The organism is Nitrosospira multiformis (genome assembly GCF_003050865.1).
Lineage (GTDB): Bacteria > Pseudomonadota > Gammaproteobacteria > Burkholderiales > Nitrosomonadaceae > Nitrosospira > Nitrosospira multiformis_E.
The window spans coordinates 1-22767 of record NZ_QAOK01000008.1; the positions used below are offsets into that span (position 1 = coordinate 1).

Sequence of the window (22767 nt, forward strand, 5' to 3'; positions counted from 1 at the left end):
GCTGATATTGGGTTTCGGTGATTTCCATACGGGCGTCGGTAGTTTTTATGCCCCAAGCATATCAGAAATTTAACTGTTAGTGTTAACACACCCTAAAGTCTTTATCGGCAAAAAACCGTGAACCTTGAAAGGAACATCAACGGAGGGCCTGGCTCATCGTATATCGCTTCATGGTGTGTTGAATTGGATCGAATTACCGTGTCCGTTCCACGTTCCAAATGCTCGTCCAGTACTAATTTGCCTTTTCTTTATCTTCATCTATAAATTGAAATGAAATGCGAAATGCCGTGTCATTAGACGATCCACTACCAAACTTTTACTGGAGATAATCAGGCGGAGGATATGGAGCGGGTGCCGGCAGGCAGCGATGAGCGTCGGGAATTTGTCTCGCTTCACGAGGACGAGCTTGACAAGGACGAGTTCGACGTTTGTCGATCTTAAAGGTTCGCCACGCCGAACCCATCACTGCGTACCCGTCCGGCCGAGAGCTTATTCGTGGGCCGGTACATACAGGGGAGGAGATTTCATGTCAGAAAGAATCAATCTTGGCAAATCCGCTCCAGCCCTTTACCAGGCAATCATGGGCCTTGAGAAGCTGGCAGCGGAGGCTGCTGCTTCCGCAAGCATCCCGGATGGCTTTGCATATCTGTTGCGCCTTCGTGCATCCCAACTCAACCAGTGCGCATTCTGTATCAGGATGCATACTCACGACGCTCTATCCAGTGGCGAGTCAAGCGATCGCATAAGTGTCCTGCCAGCCTGGCGGGAGACCGGGTATTTTACCGAAAAGGAACGTTCATCATTGGCGCTGGTAGAAGCAATTACACTGATCTCTGAGGGGCAAGTGCCGGATGCCATCTATGAACAAGCAGCAACCAATCTGTCAAAAGATGAAATATCGGCTGTCGAGTGGCTTTCGGTAGTCATCAATGCCTGGAATCGCATTGCCATTTCCAGCCGTTATCCTGTGAAGCCATGAGCATGACTAACAAATTCTCCACTAATTTCTATCAACGAAAGGAGGCATGATGTTTACCAGACTTCTCTGCGGGATTGCCTTCGCAGCTCTCTCCATAAGCGTAGCTTCAGCCGATAACCTGCCTGCTGATAATTCCAAGGTAACGCTGGCCTTTGATCATGCCCTTCCGAACGTGCCTGGCAAAAGCATGAAAGGCGTGCTTGTCGAATACGAGCCAGGAGGTTCATCGCCCGCCCATACTCATCCAAAGTCGGCTTTCATCTATGCAACGGTCCTGGAGGGAGAAATTCGTAGCAAAGTCAATAATGGTCCGGAAAAGGTTTATCGCGCCGGCGAGAACTTCGCTGAACTGCCGGGCGATCATCATGCCGTCAGTGCAAATAACAGCAAGACTCAGCCCGCACGCCTGCTGGCTGTCTTTGTCGTCGATGCCAACGAAAAAAACCTCGTCACGTACGACAAATAGTGAGATGAAAAAAAGGTGGGTATTCGATAGAGCAGCCGTAGGGCGGTTCTACCCGCTATCCTGTTGAGACGGGTGTAGAACCCGCCCCATGATCTGGCTGGGTGGCCGCACGGCTTGGCCTCATTCCCGCACGTAGCCTCGCTTCAGGATGCCTCCGGAGAAAATTATGCAACGTTCAGCCAGCTTGCACCGTAATCATAGCGGTATTTCGTCAGCATCGATTTCACATCGTTATCTTCCAGCACCTCATCAGCTGCCTTCTTGAATGCCTTGTCATCTGGATATAGCTCCGAAAACGCGATGATGGACATTGCAGCCAGCTCCCACTCTTTCCTGGCAAATTCATTGTCAGTACCGTCCCTGAAGTCAGGATTACCAAGCACCGCTCGCGGTCTGTCCACCCGAGCGCTCATCTGATACAGGACATACCCGACTACGAACATCACCACCCCCGCGGCGAGCAACTCCTTGAGAATGTAGACCACGCCCAGGAAGAATGATGTCAGGGACAAAACGAGGCTGTTGCGCTGCTTTTTCCAAGAAGTGACCGGATATGCCAAAGCCATCCAGTATTTCACAATGTAAGTGGTCAGCTCCTCCGCATTGTTCCACTTCACCGCGAGAACTTTCGTTATCGTCAATCGAGGGATATCCGATCTGCCGATCAAGGCGTGCGGTGCAATAACAAGGGCATATAGCACCGGCAGCACGGCACCCCAGTAAATGGCGAGCATGTGATTGAGTGAAAACGAGGCATACAGCGCAATGAAATTGATGATCAGTATCATCCATGCTCCGATCCGATAGCTGGATATTTTGAATAATGAACGATATACGATTCCAATCAATATCGATATGAATTTCGTAAGATTCAGAGCGGTCCGGAAAGAAGCTTCTTAGGTGAATGTACAGTCCCTTTGAACGGCCGCTTCCATGAAGACACTGGAGTTACTGGAGTTACATTTCAATATAGCATGCACGATGATAAAAACATTTTTAATCCCGGTTTTCCTGGACAGGCAGTGGCTACGAACCGTGTGAAGGCCAATGCCAATCCCGTATCTCCGGCATGTCCTCGCCGTATTGCCTGATATAGCGTTTATGATCGATCAGCTTGTCGCGCATCAGTTGCTTGAGGTAGGCGCCTTTGGAGCTCAGCTTGGGTACACGGTCAACCACATCCATTACCAGATGAAACCTGTCCAGATCGTTTAGCACTGTCATATCGAACGGCGTAGTCGTGGTGCCTTCCTCCTTGTAACCGCGCACATGCAGGTTGGGATGATTGGTGCGACGGTAAGTCAGGCGATGGATCAGCCAGGGATAGCCGTGATAGGCGAAAATGATGGGCTTGTCGGTTGTGAACAGCGTATCGAAGTCCCAGTCTGAAAGACCGTCCGGATGTTCCGATTGGGGTTGCAGGGTCATCAGGTCGACGACATTGACTACTCTTATCTTGAGCTCGGGTGCATGACGCCGCAGCAGATCTACGGCAGCCAGCGTCTCCAGGGTAGGAATGTCGCCGGCGCAAGCCAGGACCACATCCGGCTCGCCCCCCTGATCATTGCTCGCCCACCCCCAGATACCGATACCTGCGCTGCTGTGCTTGATGGCCGCATCCATATCCAGCCACTGGAGCGCGGGCTGTTTTCCCGCGACGATGACGTTGATGAAATTTCGGGAACGAAGGCACTTGTCGGTAATATAAAGAAGGGTATTCGCATCCGGCGGAAGATAAACACGAATGATACTTGCCTTCTTGTTGGCGACATGGTCGATAAAACCGGGATCCTGATGGGAAAAGCCGTTATGGTCCTGGCGCCACACATGCGATGTCAACAGGTAATTGAGGGAGGCGATGGGCCGCCGCCAAGGGATTTCCTTGCTGACCTTGAGCCATTTGGCATGCTGGTTGAACATGGAATCAACGATGTGGATGAAAGCCTCATAGCAGGAAAAAAGTCCGTGGCGTCCGGTAAGCAGATAGCCTTCCAGCCAGCCCTGGCATATGTGTTCGGACAATATTTCCATCACCCGACCGTCGGGAGAGAGGCGCTCATCCTCGGGCAGCCGCTGGGCAACCCAGGTTCGTGCTGTTACATCGAACAGGGCGTCAAGTCGGTTCGAACTGGTCTCATCCGGTCCCATTACCCGAAAGTTGCAGCTATCCAGATTGAGTTTCATGACGTCGCGAAGAAACTTGCCCATTTCCCGTGTTGCTTCACGCACTTCCGTTCCCGGCACAGGTACGTCAACGGCATAGCTGCGAAAATCGGGCATTTCCAGCTCTTTCAGTAGCAGACCGCCATTGGCATGGGGATTCGCGCCCATGCGCCGATTGCCTTCGGGGGCAAGCGTCGCCAGCTCCGGCATGAGACAACCGTTCTCATCGAATAACTCTTCGGGCTTGTAGCTCTTCATCCAGTCTTCCAGCTGCTTCAGGTGATCCGGCTTTGAGCCGAGTTCCGCAAGGGGTACCTGGTGTGAGCGCCAGTAGTCTTCCAGCTTTTTCCCATCCACTTCTTCCGGTCCGGTCCAGCCCTTGGGGCTACGCAGGATAATCAGCGGCCAGCGGGAATAGGTGATAGCTTCCCGGCTCTTCCCCGGATTTGGTCCGCGGCTGCGCGCCTCCCGCTGTATTCTCCGGATATTCTCGATTGCAGCGTCCAGTACGACAGCCATTGCCTGATGCATGAGCTCGGGGTCGGACCCTTCCACGAAATAGGGCTCGTACCCGTAACCCGTGAACAGGTCTTCCAGTTCTTCTCGGCTAATGCGCGCGAGTATCGTCGGATTTGCGATCTTGTAGCCATTGAGATGCAGAATAGGCAGCACCGCTCCATCATGGACCGGATTGAGAAATTTGTTCGAGTGCCAGGAGGCTGCAAGCGGTCCGGTTTCAGCTTCTCCATCACCCACCACGCACGCCACGATGAGCTCGGGATTGTCAAAGGCCGCTCCAAAAGCATGCGAAAGCGAGTAACCCAGTTCCCCGCCTTCGTTTATCGAGCCCGGCGTTTCCGGGGCAACATGACTCGGAATCCCTCCGGGAAAGGAAAACTGCCGAAACAGCCTCTTCATTCCCGCCTCATCCCTTGAAATGCGGGGATAGAATTCGCTGTAGCTGCCCTCCAGCCATGTATTCGCCACCATTGCCGGTCCACCATGGCCTGGCCCGCATATGTAGAACATATCCAGATCGAATTTCTTTATCACCCGGTTCAGATGCGTGTAAATAAAACTGAGGCCGGGGCATGTGCCCCAATGCCCCAGCAGCCGCGGCTTGACGTGTGCAAGCGTGAGAGGTTCCCGGAGCAACGGATTGTCCAGCAGATAGATTTGCCCCACCGAGAGATAGTTGGCGGCGCGCCAATACGCATCGATCTTGCGCAGTTCGTTCGGCGAGAGCGGATTGCTTTGGGTTTGTACTGCAGGCGAAGCACGGTTCATATTGAATCCTCCTTTTTTCCAGGCACTGGTTGCTGCCAATCCCGGCACTGACGCAAGGCTAGCGGCGGCTGGAAATGACTGCCTCTGCTTCCTGTGCGAGGATTGCCGCCTCATTCACGGGAACTACCCACACCTCGACCTTACTTGTTTCGCTGCTGATGCATGACATCCCGCTCGCATCGCTGTTCTTTTTCGCATCGAGATGGATTCCGCACCATTCCATTCCTGCCAGAATCTTTTCCCGCACGACTGGAACGTTCTCCCCTACACCTCCGCCAAAAACCACTGCATTTGTCCCGCCCAGCACAGCAAGATAGGCACCCAGATATTTACGCGCACGGTAGCAGTACAAATCGATCGCGAGGCGCTCGCGCTCATCCTCCGATTTCAACAGCTTTCGTATATCTGCGCTGATTCCTGATACTCCCGATAAACCGGACTGCTCATTCAGCAGCCGATCCATCTCCTCCGGCGTCAAGCTCTCCTGCCGCTGCAAAAACGTCATCAGACCCGGGTCCAGGTCACCCGAGCGTGTCGCCATCATGAGCCCTTCCAGAGGCGAGAATCCCATGGAGGTGTCGCGAGGCAATCCCTTATCTGTCGCCGTGATCGAGCAACCGGCGCCGAGCTGCATCGAGATGATTTTTCCATTTTGCAGAAGGTCCGGATGTTGGTCGCGCCAAGCCTGCCACATGGCCTGATGCGCCAGTCCGTGAAAGCCGTACCGGCGCAATCTGTATTTTTCGGTCAGCTCGTGCGGGATGGCGTAAGTTTGCGCAACTGTCGGGAGATGGGTAAAAAACGCGGTGTCGAATACCGCAACTTGCGTTGTACGAGCGCCGAATACTCCACTCGCCGCACGTATCCATTTCAATGCCACAGGATTGTGCAAGGGCGCCAGCGGCGCGAGACGTTCGATTTCCCTTTCCACATCCCGATCGATCAGGCAAGGGGAAGTAAGACGCATGCCTCCATGCACAACGCGATGCACCACGATGTTTATCTTGGCAAGTTTGTGGGTCTGCACGAATTCCTGGAGGATGCTCTCCGATTCACCGCCGGAATCTTCCCTGACACTCGCAAGCTCCGTCAGTTTTTCCTCATGGTGAACGAATGCCGCCAGGCGTACCGATGAGCTGCCTGTGTTGACCGTCAAAATTTTCATGGCAAGGACTTGATCGGAACACATAAGGATTCAGCGCTCCGCCAGCATCTGAGAATTACAACATCATATTAAGACAATCATATTACGGGTTGACTACGAGCACATCGCAAGGGGTTTCATAAAGGACATGCTTTGTGACTGACCCGAATAGCGCTTCATCCAGTTCTGTCTGACCACGCTTGCCTATCACGATGAGATCAATATCGAGTGCCTGCGCTTTCTCGCGGATCATATCCGGTGCATGGCCGTATTCGATAAGGGATGCAACACGCCTGTCCCCATGCGCGTAATCGCTCACTATCTTCTCCATGCCTTCGCGGGCATGGATCAATATTTGGCTGCGAAAGTGTTCAACCTGCTCTGCATCGAACCCCGCCTGCTTCATTTTCTGCCCGAGCGGCATTTCCACCGCATGCAATACGTGAATGGATGCATCCATCACAGCTTTCAATGCCATCTCCAGCGCATTCAGGGAGTTTTTCGAAAAATCGACAGGTACCAGCACGTGTTTGTACTTATCCCTGGGCTCCTGCCTGACGATCAGCAAGGGATGATGACCGGTATGGAGCGTTTTCGATGCGGTCGTCCCCAAAAAGAATTCGCGCGCGAAGCTTTCCCCCTGATCCCCGATCACGATGAGATCCGCATGATGGGACTGGGCATAGCGGTTAATCTCGAGGTGCGCCCTGCCGATGGCAACGTGATGCTTTACCCGTATGCCTTTCGATGCCACTATTTCCGCCCTGTTCTGCAGTGCCGCCTTTGCCCGGTTGTAGAGTCTCTGTTCTGTTTCCAGCGGCGTTTCGGCTATCAGGCGCTTGAATACTTCGAGGGGCAATGCGGGAAGGACATGCAACAGATACAGCTCGGCTGCATGCTCCGACGCAAGTTGCGCGGCGCGCTGCACCGCTCTTTCGCCGCGTGGGGAGAAATCGGTGGCGATGAGTATGCGTTGAATCTCCACCTATGTTCCTCGCAATAGCACCTGTCGCACCTGTCGAACACGGTCACTTGAAATCTGGCTGAAGATTGAAGATATCCGGTCGAAAGATGCTGCGATAGCTGGAACAGGATAAACCGAATGATTTTTCCGGCCCCCTGCGATCCTTCAGCCCTTCGGTCTTGTAAAGCCAGCACCCTTTACACCGATTCCTCACACTCCTAGCGGCTCAGCGCTGCAGAAAATCTCGATCCTGTAGTCTCCAGGCAGCCGAACTTACGATTAGAAACACGATCTTCGGTTGCGTCTGTACGTCAACCCTCATATGACAGATGTTTTGCCATCCCTTGCTGCCGGACTGCCGGGGCAATTCCTCCCCCTCCCTGAACTTATCCGTTTTTCCTCCATCAATCGTTCATCCCTGAAAGGATTCCTCGAAGACGTGAGCGATTCTGATTTTAGGCGACATTTCCTTGAATTGATGGTGCTATACTCTTTACTTTAACCGTATCCCCCGGGAGACCTTCATGAAGAAAATATTGACTCTGTTGACCCTGGCCGTTTTCAGCTTCGGATTGGCGGCCTTCGATGCCGAGGCGAAACGCTTCGGTGGCGGTCAAAGTATGGGCAAGCAACGGGAATCCATGAGCCAGCAGGCAGCACCCCAGCCCGGACAAACACCCAGCGCCGCGCCCGGAGCAGCCGCACGCCCAGGCGGCAATAAGTGGCTGGGACCACTGGCCGGTTTAGCGGCGGGAGGATTGCTGGCTGCGCTTTTCATGGGCGGCGCATTCGAAGGAATCAACATGATGGACGTGCTGATGCTGGCAGCGTTGATCGGCGGGGTCTTTTTTGTCATGCGCATGCTGCGCAAACCAAAGCAGGAACACTCGGCTCGCCCGATGCAGTATTCGGGCATGCAGGGAACCTCAACCGATCACGGCGTCACACCCGGAGCAACAGCCGCAACAGGCTCCGGACCGGAGACAACCCCGAGAGCAAGCGCGGTGGCGCCGGTTTCCGGCACAGCCAATATTCCCGCTGATTTTCAGGTGGAACCTTTCCTGCGTAACGCGAAGACTTCTTTCATACGCTTGCAGGCAGCAAATGATGCGCGCGACCTGAACGATATCCGGGAATATACTACCCCCGAGATGTATGCGGAGATCAGCATGCAGATCAACGAGCGCGGTAACGAGCCCCAGCGGACCGACGTGCTGGCAATCAATGCGCAGCTGCTTGAAGTGATCACGGAAAAAGACATGGCAATTGCCAGTGTCCGCTTCAACGGTCAGTTGCGCGAGTCGCCCCAGTCAGCGCCGGAAGGGTTCGATGAAATCTGGCACGTGCAAAAGGATCTCAAAGATCCTGATGCTGTCTGGCTGCTCGCTGGAATTCAACAAGTCTCCTAGAGACCGGATTCCATGCTGGCATCGGTGGCGATAGCCCCGCTCAACCATATGCTGCGTGGAGAAAGCTGGGCGCGCAAACGACTACAGCCGTGCGCCGGGAAGACTGCCCGTTTTCGCGTCCCACCTTTTTTTGATCTTGCCGTCGTCATCCAGCCTACCGGCGAGGTGGCGGCGGCATCCACCGCTGCTGGCAACGACGCCATCCTGACTATCATGCCAGCGTTGCTGCCGCGCCTGCTTGTCCGCGATGAAGCCGCATACCGTGAAGTCAGAATTTCCGGGGATAACATATTCGGCCAGGAAATCCTCGAGATCGGGCAGAATCTGCGCTGGGACGTGGAGCAGGATTTAAGCGATGTGATGGGGGACATCCTCGCTCACCGGGTGGTCCGCGCGGGGGAAAACCTGATCCACTGGCATAACGAAACCCTTCATAATTTATCTCAGGCGTTGATGGAGTACCTCACCGAAGAACAGCCGGTACTTGCCAAGCCGACCGACATGCGCACATTTGCCGATGAAGTGGGCGGATTGCAGGATCATGTGTTAGAACTGGAACTGCGTGTGGAAAGCCTCATAAACAAGTCTTTATAAGTGAACTGAGAAGATCAAGGAACATCTGAGCAAGTCCCTGGGTGAACCGGGGTAGCAGAATAGGATAAATGCGTTTCTTTCGTCTTCTCAAAATACTCGCCGTCTCATTCCGCTTCGGCCTCGACGAATTCTTCCTGAGCCACGAGCGGCTGCGTCTGCTGCGACCTGTCGTCAGAGCGGCAACGTTCTGGCGTAAACTGGACCGTGCGCGTGGCGAACGTCTCCGCCTCGCCCTGGAGGCTCTGGGCCCCATCTTCGTCAAGTTCGGCCAGATGCTCTCCACCCGGCGGGATCTTCTGCCGCCCGATATCGCCGACGAACTGGCGAAACTGCAGGACCAGGTGCCACCATTTCCCTCCAGCATTGCCCTCAAGACACTGGAAGAGGTTTATGGAAAACCCGTCAATGAAGTTTTTCTGCTGTTCGATGCGGAACCGGTAGCAAGCGCGTCCATTGCCCAGGTTCATCTGGCGGTGCTGCATGATGGTACGGAAGTCGCAGTCAAGGTACTGCGTCCCGGCATCGCGCCTGTAATCGCACATGATATCGCACTGATGGACACAGGTGCCCTTCTGCTCGAAAAAGTCTGGCCGGATGCCAAGCGGCTCAAGGTACGGGAAGTCGTGAGCGAATTCGCCCGTCATCTCGACGATGAACTGGATCTGATGCGCGAAGCGTCCAATTGCAGCCAGTTGCGGCGCAATTTCCTGGATTCTCCCCTGCTTCTCGTACCGGAAGTCTACTGGGATTACTGCTATTCGAGCGTCATGGTGATGCAGCGCGTCAAAGGCACGCCCATCAGTCATGTCACAGCCTTGCGTGAGCAGGGAGTGGATATTCCGCGGCTTGCCCGCGTCGGGGTGGAAATCTTTTTCACCCAGGTGTTCCGCGACGGCTATTTCCATGCCGATATGCATCCAGGAAACATCTTTGTCGGCAGTGACGGCCGATATATCGCAGTCGACTTCGGCATAATGGGAACCCTTACCGACGAGGACAAGAACTATCTCGCGCAAAATTTCCTGGCTTTCTTCCGCCGTGACTACAAGCGTGTGGCGGAAGCGCACGTGGAAGCGGGATGGGCGCCGAAAAACACGCGCGTCAATGATTTCGAAACCGCTATCCGGGCAGTGTGCGAACCCATTTTCGACAAGCCCTTGAGTGAGATTTCATTTGGGCGGGTATTGCTGCGGCTGTTTCAAACATCGCGCCAGTTCAATGTCGAAATCCAGCCGCAACTGGTGATGCTGCAAAAAACGCTGCTCAATATCGAGGGACTGGGACGGGACCTCGACCCCAATCTCGACCTGTGGACGACGGCCAAGCCATACCTGGAAAACTGGATGGCGGAGCAGTTGGGCTGGAGGGGATTCAGTCACCGCCTGCGCAAGGAAGCCACGAGCTGGGCGGTAATCATGCCCCAGTTTCCCCGCCTGATGCATCATGCCCTGACGGAGATACGCACCAGTGCCCTGGAAGAAAAGATGGACCGGTTTATCCTGGAGAAAAAACGTGAGAGCCGGCGACTCACCATCTTCATCGTATTGCTGATCATAGTGATACTGTGGCATCTGGGGAAATAAGGGCGGAGATTTTTTCGCACGCAAAGATCTTTCCTATCCTCGTTTTCCGCTAAGTCAAAGGCCACGCAAGCCGCCCATTACTTGAGGCGGCGCTTCACCTGTCATGGCCTGTCATGACCTGTCATCGCCCGTGATCCGCAAGCGCTGCTTGCGGCGGCGCCTTTGAGTTCCCCTTTGAATTCCCTTTGTCCGGCACGTCCAGTGCTCCCCACGCACTCCCTGCAACACCCCAGCGCCCTGCAAAGGGAACTCACGTCCTGAGTTGATTCGCTGGATTGAGCCCCTGGGTTGATCCGTCTAGCCCGTCGTCCGAGACCTTTCCCGTCCATCCTTCATGAGAAATCCTTGAAGGGGAATTTGGTTGACCAGGGAGCATCTTCACAGTAAGATAACAAAAACTTCACAAAAAGATCACAACTTCTTAACAAATCGCAGTATCGGTAAAGGCGAGGCTTTGATAAGGAGAAGGATGATGAAAGTAGGAAAACTCCTTGCCCTTTCATATTTTACGGGCATGACGGTAGCACTGTTGGCGGTAACGCTCTTCTGATCGATTGAGGCTGCCAAGGGGACCTTCCCTCAACCCCCTGGATGTTGCGGCAGCACTCTTTTGATCCGTGGAGACGCCAGGGGAAGTACTCCTCCTGCACTTCCCCTGAATCTTTGTTCTTGATTTCCAGATTCCCTCGAGGATTCTGGATTATTTGCAAAAGGAGCTGGTGATGGCTACTGCAGTTGAAAATAGAGTAGTAGTAGATAAGGCGGCGAAGGCAAGCACTCCTGCCTACGATATGTCGGAATGGTATGACTCCAGGTTCTACAAGCTGGGTCTGCTGCCGATACTGGGGATGGCAGTTTTCTGGGTCTGGTTCCAACGCACCTACGCCTATTCCCACGGGATGGACTCCATGGAACCGGAGTTCGAGCAAGTCTGGATGGGGCTGTGGCGTTTCCAGATGATACTCTGGCCCACCATGGCCGCCTTATACTGGGGGTGGCTGTGGAAGACCCGCAGCACCAAGGAGGAATTGGCCAGCCTGACGATCAAGCAGGAAATCAAGCGGTACTTCTATTTCCTGATGTGGCTGGGGGTATACCTGTTCGGCGTCTACTGGGGATCGAGCTTCTTCACCGAGCAGGACGCTTCATGGCACCAGGTGATCATTCGTGACACGAGCTTCACTCCCAGCCATATTCCTTTGTTCTATGGCTCGTTCCCGATGTACATCATCATGGGCGTGTCGATGTACATCTATGCCAGTACGCGACTGCCACTCTACAACAAGACGACCTCGTTTCCGCTGGTGATGGTCATTGCCGGTCCGATCATGAGTCTCCCGAACGTCGGCCTGAACGAATGGGGCCATGCCTTCTGGTTCATGGAGGAACTCTTCAGCGCACCGCTGCACTGGGGTTTCGTGGTACTGGCCTGGGCCGGGCTGTTCCAAGGGGGCCTCGCCGTCCAGATCATTGCACGGTTCTCCAACCTCATGGACGTGCAATGGAACAAGCAAAGCCGGGTGATCCTGGATAACGTTGGTTAAGTTTTAATCCAGTTGTAACTGCTGCAGCACACCCCATCCGCTTTCACAGGGATGGGGTTTTTTGTAAGCGGGTTAACGGGCTGCCGTCGGACGGGTTACATGAAACGGCGTTGCCTGGGAACCTCAATGTGCCAGCTGCAGTATGACAACACCGGAGACGATGAGCGCAACCCCGAGGTATCGAGCAATGGACGCCGGATCATCGTAGAAGAAGACGCCGACAAGAAACGTGCCGGCAGCTCCGATACCGGTCCAGACCGCATAAGCGGTACCAATAGGGATTTGACGCTGGGCGAGCCACAGCAGGATGCCACTAGTGGCCATAAAGACGACAGCTACAGCGACACCGGTTACACGGGACGACGGCTCTTGTGCCATCTTCAGCCCGACAGGCCATCCGATTTCAAACAACCCTGCCAGGACAAGATAGGTCCAACTCATGATGACTCTCCTTGGAAATCGAATGTGAAAGCTGCGGCGAGGTCAGCAGCCTCGCACTGCAGCACCGGAAATTTCCTGTTTTTTAGCATGGCCCTGACTGCCTGCAGGCCCTCGCTTTATCATAGCGTTCGAAGTCCCTTAAGAGAATGGCGGGAGCAGCAGTTGCTTCATAAATTTTGGTAAAATGTCGAGTTTTACCTTGATTTGCCCTGACTATGGCGCTCCTGGAAATCCGTAATGTTACGCGGCGTTTCGGCAGTTACACTGCGGTCGACAACGTCAGCATCGATGTAGAAGCCGGCGAGTTCTTCACGCTGCTGGGTCCTTCCGGTTGCGGCAAGACAACGCTGCTGCGGATGATAGCCGGGTTCGATCTGCCGGACTCCGGTCAAATCCTGCTGGATGGCAAGGATATGGTAGGCATCCCGCCGGAAAAACGCCCTGTCCATACCGTGTTCCAGACCTATGCCTTATTTCCGCACATGACGGTGGCGGACAATATCGCCTTTCCCCTCAAGATGGCAGGGAAAGCGCCACAGGAAATAAAAAAAAGAGTGAATGAACTGCTGGAGCGGGTTCATCTGCCGAACTTCGGCAATCGCTTTCCACACGAACTCTCTGGCGGCCAGAAACAGCGCGTGGCTTTCGCCAGAGGATTGGTGAATCGACCGCGGCTGCTCCTGCTCGATGAACCATTGGGGGCACTCGACGCAAAGTTGCGCGAAGAGATGCAGATCGAGCTCATCAATCTCCAGAAAGAAATCGGTATTACCTTTATTTTTGTCACTCATGCACAAGATGAAGCGCTGGCGCTATCGCATCGCATCGCGGTGATGAACCGGGGGAATGTCGAGCAGATAGACGAACCCTCTAAAATCTACAGTGCTCCGAGAAATTATTTCGTTGCAGATTTTATCGGCAAAATCAGTGTGATGAATGCAGCGGTTATGGAAGCTGTTCCGTCGCATCTGAAACTCGCGATAGAAGGACTGGGGGAGGTAACGGCGCCGGCCAGGGAAGGTGTGGAGGTGGGCGACAAGGGTGTGCTGGCCATCCGCCCGGAGCAGGTGCGAATTTCTCACCCATCCCATGAATCGCAGCTAAAAAACCATTTCCGCGGCAAAGTGCACGACTTCCTGTATGTCGGCGACGTAACCACTTATATTGTGGAACTCGTCAACGGTGCCTATATTGAAGCTTTACTGCCGAATTCCGCTCCTGGCCGGGCCAAGTTTTTCGAGGTGGATGACGAGGTAACGATCTCCTGGCGCCACGATGCGGGCATTTTTCTCAATGATTCCCAATGATTAAGGGCGAAATGAAAGAAAAGCGGCTTGCCCGGCTGCTGGTGAGCGGGCCGCCCCTATTGTTTCTGATAGTGTTCTTTGTTGCACCCAGCCTGATCATGATTCTCACCTCGTTTCGCTTTCCGGGTGAATTCGGCGGTCTGGCACCCATTACGCTGCCAGACAAAGCGATTGCCGAATATGGATTCACCTCGGACGCTTATCATTTCTTTTTCAGTGACTTTATCTACACGGAGATCTTTCTTAAATCGTTCGCGGTTGCGTTCGGCACCACCTTGATCTGTCTCATCCTGGCTTATCCATTGGCAGTACTGATTGCCCGCAGCAGAAAACACTTGCGCAACCTGATGGTGCTGTTGGTAATACTTCCATTCGCAAGCAATTTCCTCATCCGCATCTACGCCTGGATGATCATTCTCGGCCCGGAATCCGCGCTCAGCCACTTTGTCAATACTGTTCTCGGCGCATTCGGAATCGCCCCGGTCACATTATTATTCTCGCCTTTTGCGGTATTGGTTGGCATGGTGTATGTACATCTGCCGTTCATGGTGCTGCCTCTCTATACCAACCTGGAGAAGCACGACCCCTCGCTTCTGGATGCGGCCCAGGATCTGGGTGCGAATGCCTGGCAACGCTTCTGGCGGGTTACCTGGCCGCTATCCCTGCCGGGCGTATTTTCAGGGTCCGCGCTGGTATTCATTCCGGTGCTGGGCATGTTCGCCGTGCCGGACATACTCGGCGGCACAGGCGATATCCTCATTGGAAACCTGATCAAGGATCAGTTCCTGGGCACGCGCGACTGGCCTTTCGGTTCTGCGTTATCGATCATGCTGACACTGGCGGTACTGTCCGTAGCAGGCTTGACGACATGGTTCGCCCGTTCCGCAACCGGCCAACGGGCGCTATAGTATGAAGCGCGGCAATCCCTGGTTGTGGTCCGCGGCCGTGCTGGTTTACGCCTTCCTTTATATCCCGCTGATCATCGTAGTGCTGTACTCGTTCAACGATTCCAGGCTGAATGCTGAATGGGTCGGCTTTACCTTGTTCTGGTACAAGGCGCTGTTCAACAATACCGAGATGCTGCTGGCGGCACGCAACTCGCTCATCATCGCGCTGTGCGCCAGCTTCTGCGCAACCTTGCTGGGCACGATGTCCGGCCTGGCGATACACCGGTACAAGCTCAAGGTATTGCCGGTACTGGTATTCACTCCAGTGGCAATGCCCGAAATCCTGCTTGGGGTATCGATCCTGCTATTCTTTTTGCAAGTCCTGAATTTCACGCTCGGAATGGTGTCCATCATCATTGCGCACACTACCTTCTGCATTGGTTTTGTTGCCATCATCGTACGGGCGCGGCTGCAAGGAATGGATGAAAGCATCTTCGAAGCGGCGCGCGATCTGGGCGCATCGCCGTGGCAAACTTTCCGGCTCGTCACCTTGCCGCTCATCATGCCGGCTGTGGTCGCAGGGGCCCTGATGTCGTTCACCCTGTCCATCGATGATTTTGTCATCACATTCTTTACCAAGGGTGTAGGCGAACCGATTCTGCCGATCCAGATTTATACGATGATAAAAGTGGCGGTGACGCCTGAAGTGAACGCCATCTCCACATTATTGATGCTGCTGACATTGGTCATGATCATCATTGCCGCCCGGCTTGAATCAAACGGCTCCTCGGAAGGGAGCGCGAAACCTCACACGGCAAAATAAGCGGCGAAATGATGAACTCTTCACGACTCCCCTTTTTCCTGCTGGTGTCGCTGCTAACGTTCACTGCGGGGTGCACTCCGCAGAATCCGGATGTGGCCAACAGCGGCAAAAATGTCCTGCACCTTTTCAACTGGAATAACTATATCGCGCCGGAAACCGTTGCGCGCTTCGAGGAATCCTGCAAGTGCGACCTGTCGCAGGATTATTATGCCGATAACGAGGAAATGCTGGCGAAGCTCGCGGCCGGCGCGACTGGTTATGATGTTATCGTTCCCACGGGTAATGCGCTCGACACCCTCATCCGTCAGGGAGTACTGAGTCCGCTGGACAAATCGCTGCTGCCTAATTTCAGGAATATCAACCCCGCCTATCTCGATACGGCCTTCGACCTCGGCAATATATACTCGGTCCCCTACGCCTACACGCTCTCTCTGCTCGGTTTCAACAAGGAGAAGATCGAGCAGCTTGGCCTGCCGACTGATACCTGGGCAATTATTTTCGAGCCAAGATATCTGGAAAAAATCAGGGGACGGGTGACCGTGCTCGACAGCCAGCGCGAGCTGATGGCTGCCGCGCTCAAGTATCTGGGCTATTCGGTGAACGACACGGATGAGAGGCATTGGCAGGAGGCTGCCGATCTGATCGTGCGCGCCAAACCCTATTGGGCGGCCTTCAGCAATACCAGCTACATCAAGGAACTGGCGGTGGGAAATCTGTGGGTGGCGCACGGTTATTCCAATGACATGTTCCAGGCGGCGCTCGATGCCCAGAAAACCGGACGAAAATTCACGATCAGCTATTCGACGCCCAAAGAGGGAGCGGTGCTGGCAGTGGACAGCATGGTTCTGCACAAAAGCGGGAAACGCCCCGATCTTGCTCACCAATTCATCAATTTCATGCTGGATGGAAAGAATTCCGCTGAACTTACCAATCTCATCGGTTCGGGCAATCCTAATCTCGACGCTTTGCAGTATATACAGCCCGAGATTGCAAGCAACAAGGCCATTTTTCCCGATCCGGAACTGATTGCCCGGCTTGAAATGCTGCAAGATCTGGACCGCAAGCAGCGGCGGCTGCTGAGCCGCTTGTGGACAGAAATTAAACTGCGATAATCGTTATAATTCCTGCTCATCCATACGAGAAAAAAACTTATGAGCTACTACCATCGGCATGTATTTTTCTGCGTGAACCAGCGTGAACCCGGAACCTTGTGCTGCAATAACTTTGGCGCCCAGGCGATGCGCGACTACGCCAAAGACCGTGTAAAGGCACTCAAGCTGGACACTAAAAACAAGAGGATAAGGATTAATAATGCAGGTTGCCTGGACCGTTGCAATGAAGGTCCTGTCATCGTCGTATATCCCGAAGATGTCTGGTATACCTACGTGGACAAGGAGGATATCGATGAAATCATCGAAGAACACCTGAAAAACGGCCGTGTGGTCGAGCGATTACGGATCTGATCTCAGTACTCGCGATTTTACGTACATCCATTGACTTCGCATAATTCCCAAAAATTGTCCCGGAACCTGTTCATTGACGGCCCGGCGGGAAAGCTGGAAGCGGTTCTGGCGGAGCCGGCTTCGCCTTCCCCCCGAGGTATTGCCATTATCGCACACCCTCATCCGCTCTATGGCGGAACCATGAATAACAAGGTAGTGCATACCCTGTTCAAATCCTTTCTGGAACTCGAATTTATCACGGCCAAATTCAATTTCCGGGGTGTGGAGCAGAGCGAAGGTTCTCTCTATTCAGGCAACGATGACGGCATGGGAGAAGTCGAGGATGTGGTGGCGGTGGCGGAAGCTGTAACAGCGGAATATGCCTCCCGTTTCAACTCTTCTCCGCCGTTGTGCCTGGCGGGATTTTCATTTGGCGGTGCAATCCAGGTTTTCGCCGCGCAACGGCTCAAGCCGCAACAGGTCGTCCTGGTCGCCCCAGCGGTGGAACGCTTGAGCGCCCCTTCCCTCTCCTTTCCGCAGGATGCGCAGGATGTCCAATCTGCGCCCCGCGTGCTGATCATTCAGGGCGATCAGGATGACGTCGTTCCGCTTAAAACCGTTCTGGATTGGGCCGCGCCGCAGGAATTACCCATTGTCGTTGTCCCTGGCGCAGAGCATTTCTTTCATCGCCGTCTGCATATCCTCAAACGCATCGTCCTCGATTCCTGCCGCCCCTAGAAAGTCCTTGATGAGCCGATAGCCGTAGGGCAGGTTCTATCCGCCATCCTGTTGCGACGGCAGATAGAACCTGCCCTACGAACTGCTGCATTACACCCCTTGAATCGATCAGATCAACGAAGCGGACAGCAAATCAAATACAGTTCAGTACCATTGAACGGAAGTTGTCAAAAAAACCCATTTCCTTCGACAGATTAGCGACATCCGCACCAGCATCGAGAAACTTATCCTCGTCCCGATAATTGTGATTGTCAAAAATGGTGAGATTGGCCTTGGGACCGACTTTGACGCTGCGAACCTTGTTCTCCCAATCGTAGCCAAACGGACCTATCAGTCGAGGTAAAGTGACGGGGCCGCTTAAAAACAGGCTGTCGCCTTGAAAATTCTTCTTGTCAAAAAATTTCACCCAGCACCCTCTGTTTTCGAGTTCTGTTGAAACCTGGACTGGAACGAACGTCAATACGGGAACCTCGATAGTCATCTTGCCACCCCTGGCCCCGGGGTGTTTGCTCTCGAGCGGTGCAGGCTTCTTATTCATTGCCGGCTTCCCAGGATACTCCTGCGCGCTGAGACCGACTGAAACAGACATACCGAACACCAAGGCAACTATGGTCAGTAAACTACAGGAGTTCTTCTTTACCAGAATATTCATGTTATCCTCCTTGAAAACAGAAATCTCAGGACTGCAATCAGATTCGATTAACGAAGATAGAAGATAAACCAGCCGACCCGGAAGCCCTCTCCTCTCCATGAAAGGAACGGTGCAGGTCATCTATTAATTTTAGTGACAGACCTCCACGCGTTCCGTTCGCTTTCGTACATAACCGATCCTATACCGACCGAAGGGGACGAACAGCAGGAGAAACCGGCTGTGACCCGCCCCTAAATCAGCAACGATCAAGTAGAAAATTCAGGCTCCTTTGATGTTGCCGGAGGACATGGTTTGCTTGGGATAGCCGGGAAGAGCGAATTGATCTTTCCGGAAAAACAGGTTTACACTGGCTGGAACATGTTCGCAGAAAATGACGAGACGGGAATTCTATGCAGCGTCTGCTCATCCTATCCGGCATACTCCTGTTATTGGCGGGATTATTGTGGCCCTGGTTGTCGAAACTGCCTTTTGGCCGTCTTCCCGGAGATATTATCATTGAACGCGAAAATTTCAGGCTCTACTTTCCGCTCACCACGGGGCTGCTGATGTCGCTGGTTCTGTCGTTTCTGCTATGGTGGTGGACCCGAAAATAAATCAGGAGAGGAAATGTGAATTTATATGAATCGATGGTGTTCTGGTTTGTGAAGGAATTTGCCAAGGCTATTCTCGGCCTCGCCCTTGTGCTGGGAATAGTCGTTTTCCTGTGGTGGATCAACACGGAGGACTGAATCCGGGCGCTGCCAGGTACTATTGATCCAGCCAGAAAATACTATGAATCTCGTCACTCCGGGCCTGACCCGCAATCCAGCAAACCGGAATCCAGCCCAAATCAATAATGGCGTGCTTTGAACATTACTGGATACCGGCTTTCGCCGGCATGACGTTTGTACTGTTTGCTCGCCGAATTAATAGTTGCATTTCAAGTATTATTAGCTGGAAGCCGGTTCCAGCTTTTCCTTTTCTTCCGGCAAAGCTTTCCTGATCGCATCCTCCGCCAGAGTGGATTCCGGCCAGGATGGAGGCCTGTCAATGAGGGGTTTGAGGACCGGTACCAGCTTCTTCATCACCTGTGTGGAAAGAGCCGAGGTAAACGTATAGTTTGCTGCATCCACCCCCGGCACGAATGCAGTCATGGTTCCGAAAAAACGATCGCCGATAAAGAAGACAAAAGTTGCGGAACGATTCACCACACGCGATTCCTTGATGACTCCGGGTGAAGAAAACGTGATATGACGATGATCACCGGTTCCCGTTTTCCCGCCAATCAGGATTTCCGAGCCATCCTCTTCCACAATTGCATGCGCCAGCCGCGAAGCCGTACCTGCCGCCACGACCTTGGTCAGGACACTGCGCACTGTTGCCGCCAGTTCGGGTGAAAATACTCTTTCGCCCTTGACAGGTTTCTTCTCGACGATTGTCTCGAAAGGTGTATCGGCTGCAAAGCGAAGGCGTTCAATCAGCAGTGCGGGCACCCGCACACCATCATTGAGGATGACGCCCATAAGCTCGGCAAGGGCTGCGGGATGATCTGCAGAGCTTCCTATAGCCGTGGCGAGCGATGGCACGAGGGAGTCGAAAGGATAGCCGAGGCGTTTCCAGCTGCGGTGGATTTCGAGAAATGCCTCGACCTCCAGAAGACCGCGGATACGCACATCCTGGGAGTTTTTATGGATGGTATTGAACAGCCAGTGATAAACGGCAACGCGCTCGTTGGCGCTCGCGTCAATCACATCCTTGTACCCGGCTCCGGGATGCAGGATGAGGTAACGCGCCAGCCATAATTCCAGAGGATGAACCGTGACGATGTGGCCCTGATCCGCCAGTGAATATTTTCCCGGGGCGTAAGTCTCATACAGATCCTCGAGTCTATAGGTATCCAGGTTTTTGAATCTGGGCAAATGCGGCGTCATGAAGGCCACGAATTCGACGAGACTGGAGGCTGGATAAATATAGCGATAAGCTGCCGCGAGACGCCGGGGTGTGTGCCGGAAACTCGAAAAGAATGTATCGTTCACCTCGCCCGGATCAGCGCCCTTGTCTTTGTACTTCAAGTAAAAGCGGTTGATGAACTGCCTGCCTTCCTTGTCGGCAAAGCGCCGAAGATATTCCTCCCGATCGGAATTACTCGCATCCCTGAGTATTTTGGCAGACGATCCTCCCACCTGGAACATGTAGTAGCGCACGATATCCCGCATCAACCGGATATAAACGAGATTGACCGAGTTGGTCGTGGCCTCCCGTACGCTCATGATCCTGTAATTGTCTTCGGGCTTGAAATTATGGAAGACATGCTGGCCTCCGCCGGTAAAGAAGCGCTCATAGGGACTGGCGGAATACTTGCGCTCCATGGCCGCGTTCAGCATGGATTTCAGGCTCTTGTCCCTGCTATGCAAAAGGTAGTCGATTGCCCAGCGGCTGAGCGCGTCGCTCGGATCGGCCTCTTCCGCGCGTAACACTTTCGGTTCCCAAGTTGCATATTTTCCATGCAACACCTCGACAATTTCGAGATAACTCACGAGTGTTCTCAACTTGGCCGTGGAACCCAGATCCAGCTTGGTCCCCTTGTTGATATCGAGAGGCTGGTCGAAATTGTCAGCGAGAATGCGGAATTTGGCCCCGTCAGGAGTCAATTCCGAAAGCGTGAAGCTATAGATGATTTTGGATGGATCTTCTTTCCCCAACAGGCGATGGCCATACAGCCCCGCCGCTACCGCATTTATCGGATCCCTCAACTGGCGCAGCATTTCGGTGGTTTTTTTCTGCAGATCAATGTCGAGCGTGCTCTGCACGGACAGATCCAGCCGATCCAGGTCATACAGCCCCTGTAACCCGAGCTGTGACGCAAGGCGTACTCGAGCCGAGTTGACCGCCTTCTGGGCGGAAAAATCCTTGATCTCCTCCGGCTTGAAGGCATCCCGAAACCGCAGAGGTTGCCTAAGTGCGGCATCCCTGAGCCTGGGTGGAATCACTTTCACCTGGGTGAGCACGCGCAGATAGGCATTGGTGAGTTCGCCCAGCTCCTGGCGACCGACCAGCAGATAATAGGAAGGCCTCCGCTGCGCGATCATGAGGCTCAGTACGTGCTTGTAGCGCCCTGCGGCTTCGATAAATTCGGCTTCGTTCCGGTATTGCCAGTTCAGGATGTGGTTGGTTTCGTCGAAATCGAGTCCATACCAGGCCCAGAGAGCGTCACCGATTCCATTCGTTTCTCCGAATCCGAGAGCGCCCGCCAGCGGAACGGTATTAAGGTAATCCACCACGATTTGTTTGCGGAACGCCAGCGTGCCGTCCCCTTGCAGGTACGCACGCACGGAGGCGGAAGCAATCTGCTGGAACTTGTCGCCGCTGGTAAGCGTCAGCCCGTTGGGAGAATGACGGTACTTCTCGATCTGCGTTGCAAGCGTACTGCCGCCGGGGACGTCATGATCGGAGTTGAAAACCTGGATTCCCTTGTCCAGGATCGCCCTGCCGAGCCGGGTCCAGTCTATGGCGGGATTTTTTTTCGGCTGGGTCTCATCCAGCAATTCTCGGTTTTCGATGAACAGAAGACTGCTCGTGATCACCGACGGAACGGATTCGAATTTGTCATACACCCGTCCCGGAAACGATACGCGATATAGCGATTTCCCGTTGCTTCCGGTTATTTCGAGGCCCGCCTGGGATTTTTCGCGATACGGCACGAACACGCCCCGCCGGACCAGATCCTTCATCTGCCCGGAAGCATGCGCCTGCGCCTGCACCTCGAAACCATGTTTTTCCAGATTCTGAAGCAACCGGGGCAAGCGGCTGTAGCCCAGACGAATGTCATACGGTCCAGCCTGGGAAAAAGCAAGCTGCGCGAAGTCTTCATCCGGACCGCTTCTCATCTCCCACTTCAGGTCACCGGCCAGTTTCGACAGCCGCCATGCCTGATACCAGGATGTTTCTATTTCCCGGTAGGCAAGAAGGACTGCGACTGAAAGCGCAGCAAAAAGCAGGATCAATACGCGGGGAGTGAAAAACCTGAGCGCACGCTGCACAGTAGGAATCAGCAAGGGTAAAAATACAACATTACTGTTTTATGGGTATCAACCAAACCATGAAATGCAGCATTTTCCTCGACTTATTCGCTTTTTTGAATTCGTGTCGAATCTCTGACCAAAAGGGCCGTTAAATTTTTCCGCTGCTTATTTCGTTTCCGGGGGCAGACTGCCTCGGGCATTCTGGACATGATAAATAAGCGGATATCGAACTGCAATGTTTAAGACAATCAACAGCAAGGCTGATTCCACAATGCCGGATATATACCGGAAATATAGTCTGTCGAGACGATGAAACCTTCTCTGTCAAATCTGGCGCGAGCGC

20 protein-coding genes are annotated in these 22767 nt (G+C 53.7%); 13 read left to right on the forward strand and 7 right to left on the reverse strand.

Translation table 11 applies throughout. From position 1 onward, the window contains the following. The first annotated feature begins 526 nt into the window (after positions 1-526). Positions 527-979 carry a carboxymuconolactone decarboxylase family protein gene (locus C8R21_RS05800; protein WP_107761856.1) on the forward strand — a complete coding sequence of 151 codons (453 nt, stop codon included), beginning with the start codon at positions 527-529 and terminating at the stop codon, positions 977-979. 46 nt (positions 980-1025) lie between these two features. Next, entirely contained in the window at positions 1026-1445 is a 420-nt protein-coding gene (locus tag C8R21_RS05805; RefSeq protein WP_258192274.1) for a cupin domain-containing protein, read from the forward strand. Between the two features lie 164 nt (positions 1446-1609). Here C8R21_RS05805 and C8R21_RS05810 read toward each other — a convergent pair whose 3' ends face one another. From C8R21_RS05810 to C8R21_RS05825, 4 genes are all read right to left on the reverse strand, one after another. Next, positions 1610-2233 (reverse strand): hypothetical protein, encoded by a 624-nt coding sequence (locus tag C8R21_RS05810; protein ID WP_107761858.1) that lies wholly within the window; start codon positions 2231-2233, stop codon positions 1610-1612. A gap of 238 nt (positions 2234-2471) precedes the next feature. Beyond that, entirely contained in the window at positions 2472-4895 is a 2424-nt protein-coding gene (locus tag C8R21_RS05815; protein WP_107761859.1) for a phosphoketolase family protein, read from the reverse strand. Positions 4896-4953: 58 nt separating this feature from the next. Then, positions 4954-6060 carry an acetate/propionate family kinase gene (locus C8R21_RS05820; protein WP_258192275.1) on the reverse strand — a complete coding sequence of 369 codons (1107 nt, stop codon included), beginning with the start codon at positions 6058-6060 and terminating at the stop codon, positions 4954-4956. An 82-nt stretch (positions 6061-6142) separates the two neighbouring features. Further along, entirely contained in the window at positions 6143-7024 is an 882-nt protein-coding gene (locus tag C8R21_RS05825; protein WP_107761861.1) for a universal stress protein, read from the reverse strand. 503 nt (positions 7025-7527) lie between these two features. Here C8R21_RS05825 and C8R21_RS05830 point away from each other — a divergent pair. The 4 genes from C8R21_RS05830 (at position 7528) to C8R21_RS05845 (ending at position 12133) form a co-directional block, all read left to right on the forward strand. Continuing rightward, positions 7528-8412: a Tim44 domain-containing protein gene (locus tag C8R21_RS05830; protein ID WP_107761862.1), complete on the forward strand. Its 885-nt coding sequence runs from the start codon at positions 7528-7530 to the stop codon at positions 8410-8412. Positions 8413-8424: 12 nt separating this feature from the next. After that, the gene (locus tag C8R21_RS05835; protein WP_107761863.1) at positions 8425-9006 is read left to right on the forward strand and encodes a ubiquinone biosynthesis accessory factor UbiJ; all 582 of its coding nucleotides are present in this window, start codon (positions 8425-8427) and stop codon (positions 9004-9006) included. A 68-nt stretch (positions 9007-9074) separates the two neighbouring features. Then, positions 9075-10589 (forward strand): ubiquinone biosynthesis regulatory protein kinase UbiB, encoded by a 1515-nt coding sequence (ubiB, locus tag C8R21_RS05840; RefSeq protein ID WP_074973431.1) that lies wholly within the window; start codon positions 9075-9077, stop codon positions 10587-10589. Between the two features lie 722 nt (positions 10590-11311). Further along, a complete protein-coding gene (locus C8R21_RS05845) occupies positions 11312-12133 on the forward strand; it encodes a methane monooxygenase/ammonia monooxygenase subunit C (RefSeq protein WP_107761864.1) in 822 nt (273 codons plus the stop codon). Between the two features lie 123 nt (positions 12134-12256). Here C8R21_RS05845 and C8R21_RS05850 read toward each other — a convergent pair whose 3' ends face one another. Next, positions 12257-12574, reverse strand: a complete 318-nt coding sequence (locus tag C8R21_RS05850; protein WP_107761865.1) for a DMT family transporter — start codon at positions 12572-12574, stop codon at positions 12257-12259. Positions 12575-12789: 215 nt separating this feature from the next. Here C8R21_RS05850 and C8R21_RS05855 point away from each other — a divergent pair, with 215 nt between their 5' ends. From C8R21_RS05855 to C8R21_RS05880, 6 genes are read left to right on the forward strand one after another with little or no spacing between them, the layout of a single operon-like run. Beyond that, the gene (locus C8R21_RS05855; protein WP_107761866.1) at positions 12790-13881 is read left to right on the forward strand and encodes an ABC transporter ATP-binding protein; all 1092 of its coding nucleotides are present in this window, start codon (positions 12790-12792) and stop codon (positions 13879-13881) included. Positions 13882-13892: 11 nt separating this feature from the next. Continuing rightward, a complete protein-coding gene (locus C8R21_RS05860; protein WP_107761944.1) occupies positions 13893-14789 on the forward strand; it encodes an ABC transporter permease in 897 nt (298 codons plus the stop codon). 1 nt (position 14790) lies between these two features. Beyond that, positions 14791-15591 (forward strand): ABC transporter permease, encoded by an 801-nt coding sequence (locus C8R21_RS05865; RefSeq protein ID WP_074973438.1) that lies wholly within the window; start codon positions 14791-14793, stop codon positions 15589-15591. Positions 15592-15602: 11 nt separating this feature from the next. Further along, a complete protein-coding gene (locus tag C8R21_RS05870; RefSeq protein ID WP_107761867.1) occupies positions 15603-16703 on the forward strand; it encodes an ABC transporter substrate-binding protein in 1101 nt (366 codons plus the stop codon). Positions 16704-16742: 39 nt separating this feature from the next. Continuing rightward, on the forward strand, positions 16743-17054 hold the full coding sequence (locus tag C8R21_RS05875; protein ID WP_107761868.1) for a (2Fe-2S) ferredoxin domain-containing protein: 312 nt from the start codon (positions 16743-16745) through the stop codon (positions 17052-17054). Positions 17055-17108: 54 nt separating this feature from the next. After that, positions 17109-17771, forward strand: a complete 663-nt coding sequence (locus C8R21_RS05880; RefSeq protein WP_258192276.1) for an alpha/beta hydrolase — start codon at positions 17109-17111, stop codon at positions 17769-17771. A gap of 133 nt (positions 17772-17904) precedes the next feature. Here C8R21_RS05880 and C8R21_RS05885 read toward each other — a convergent pair whose 3' ends face one another. Continuing rightward, positions 17905-18423, reverse strand: a complete 519-nt coding sequence (locus C8R21_RS05885) for a beta/gamma crystallin domain-containing protein (protein WP_107761870.1) — start codon at positions 18421-18423, stop codon at positions 17905-17907. Positions 18424-18812: 389 nt separating this feature from the next. On the opposite strand from C8R21_RS05885, the gene C8R21_RS05890 reads away from it, so the two are divergent. Next, positions 18813-19016 (forward strand): DUF2905 domain-containing protein, encoded by a 204-nt coding sequence (locus tag C8R21_RS05890; RefSeq protein WP_107761871.1) that lies wholly within the window; start codon positions 18813-18815, stop codon positions 19014-19016. 336 nt (positions 19017-19352) lie between these two features. On the opposite strand, the gene C8R21_RS05895 is transcribed toward C8R21_RS05890, so the two are convergent. Then, complete coding sequence (locus C8R21_RS05895; RefSeq protein WP_107761872.1) at positions 19353-22457, reverse strand: transglycosylase domain-containing protein; 3105 nt, start codon at positions 22455-22457, stop codon at positions 19353-19355. Between the last annotated feature and the right edge of the window lie 310 nt (positions 22458-22767).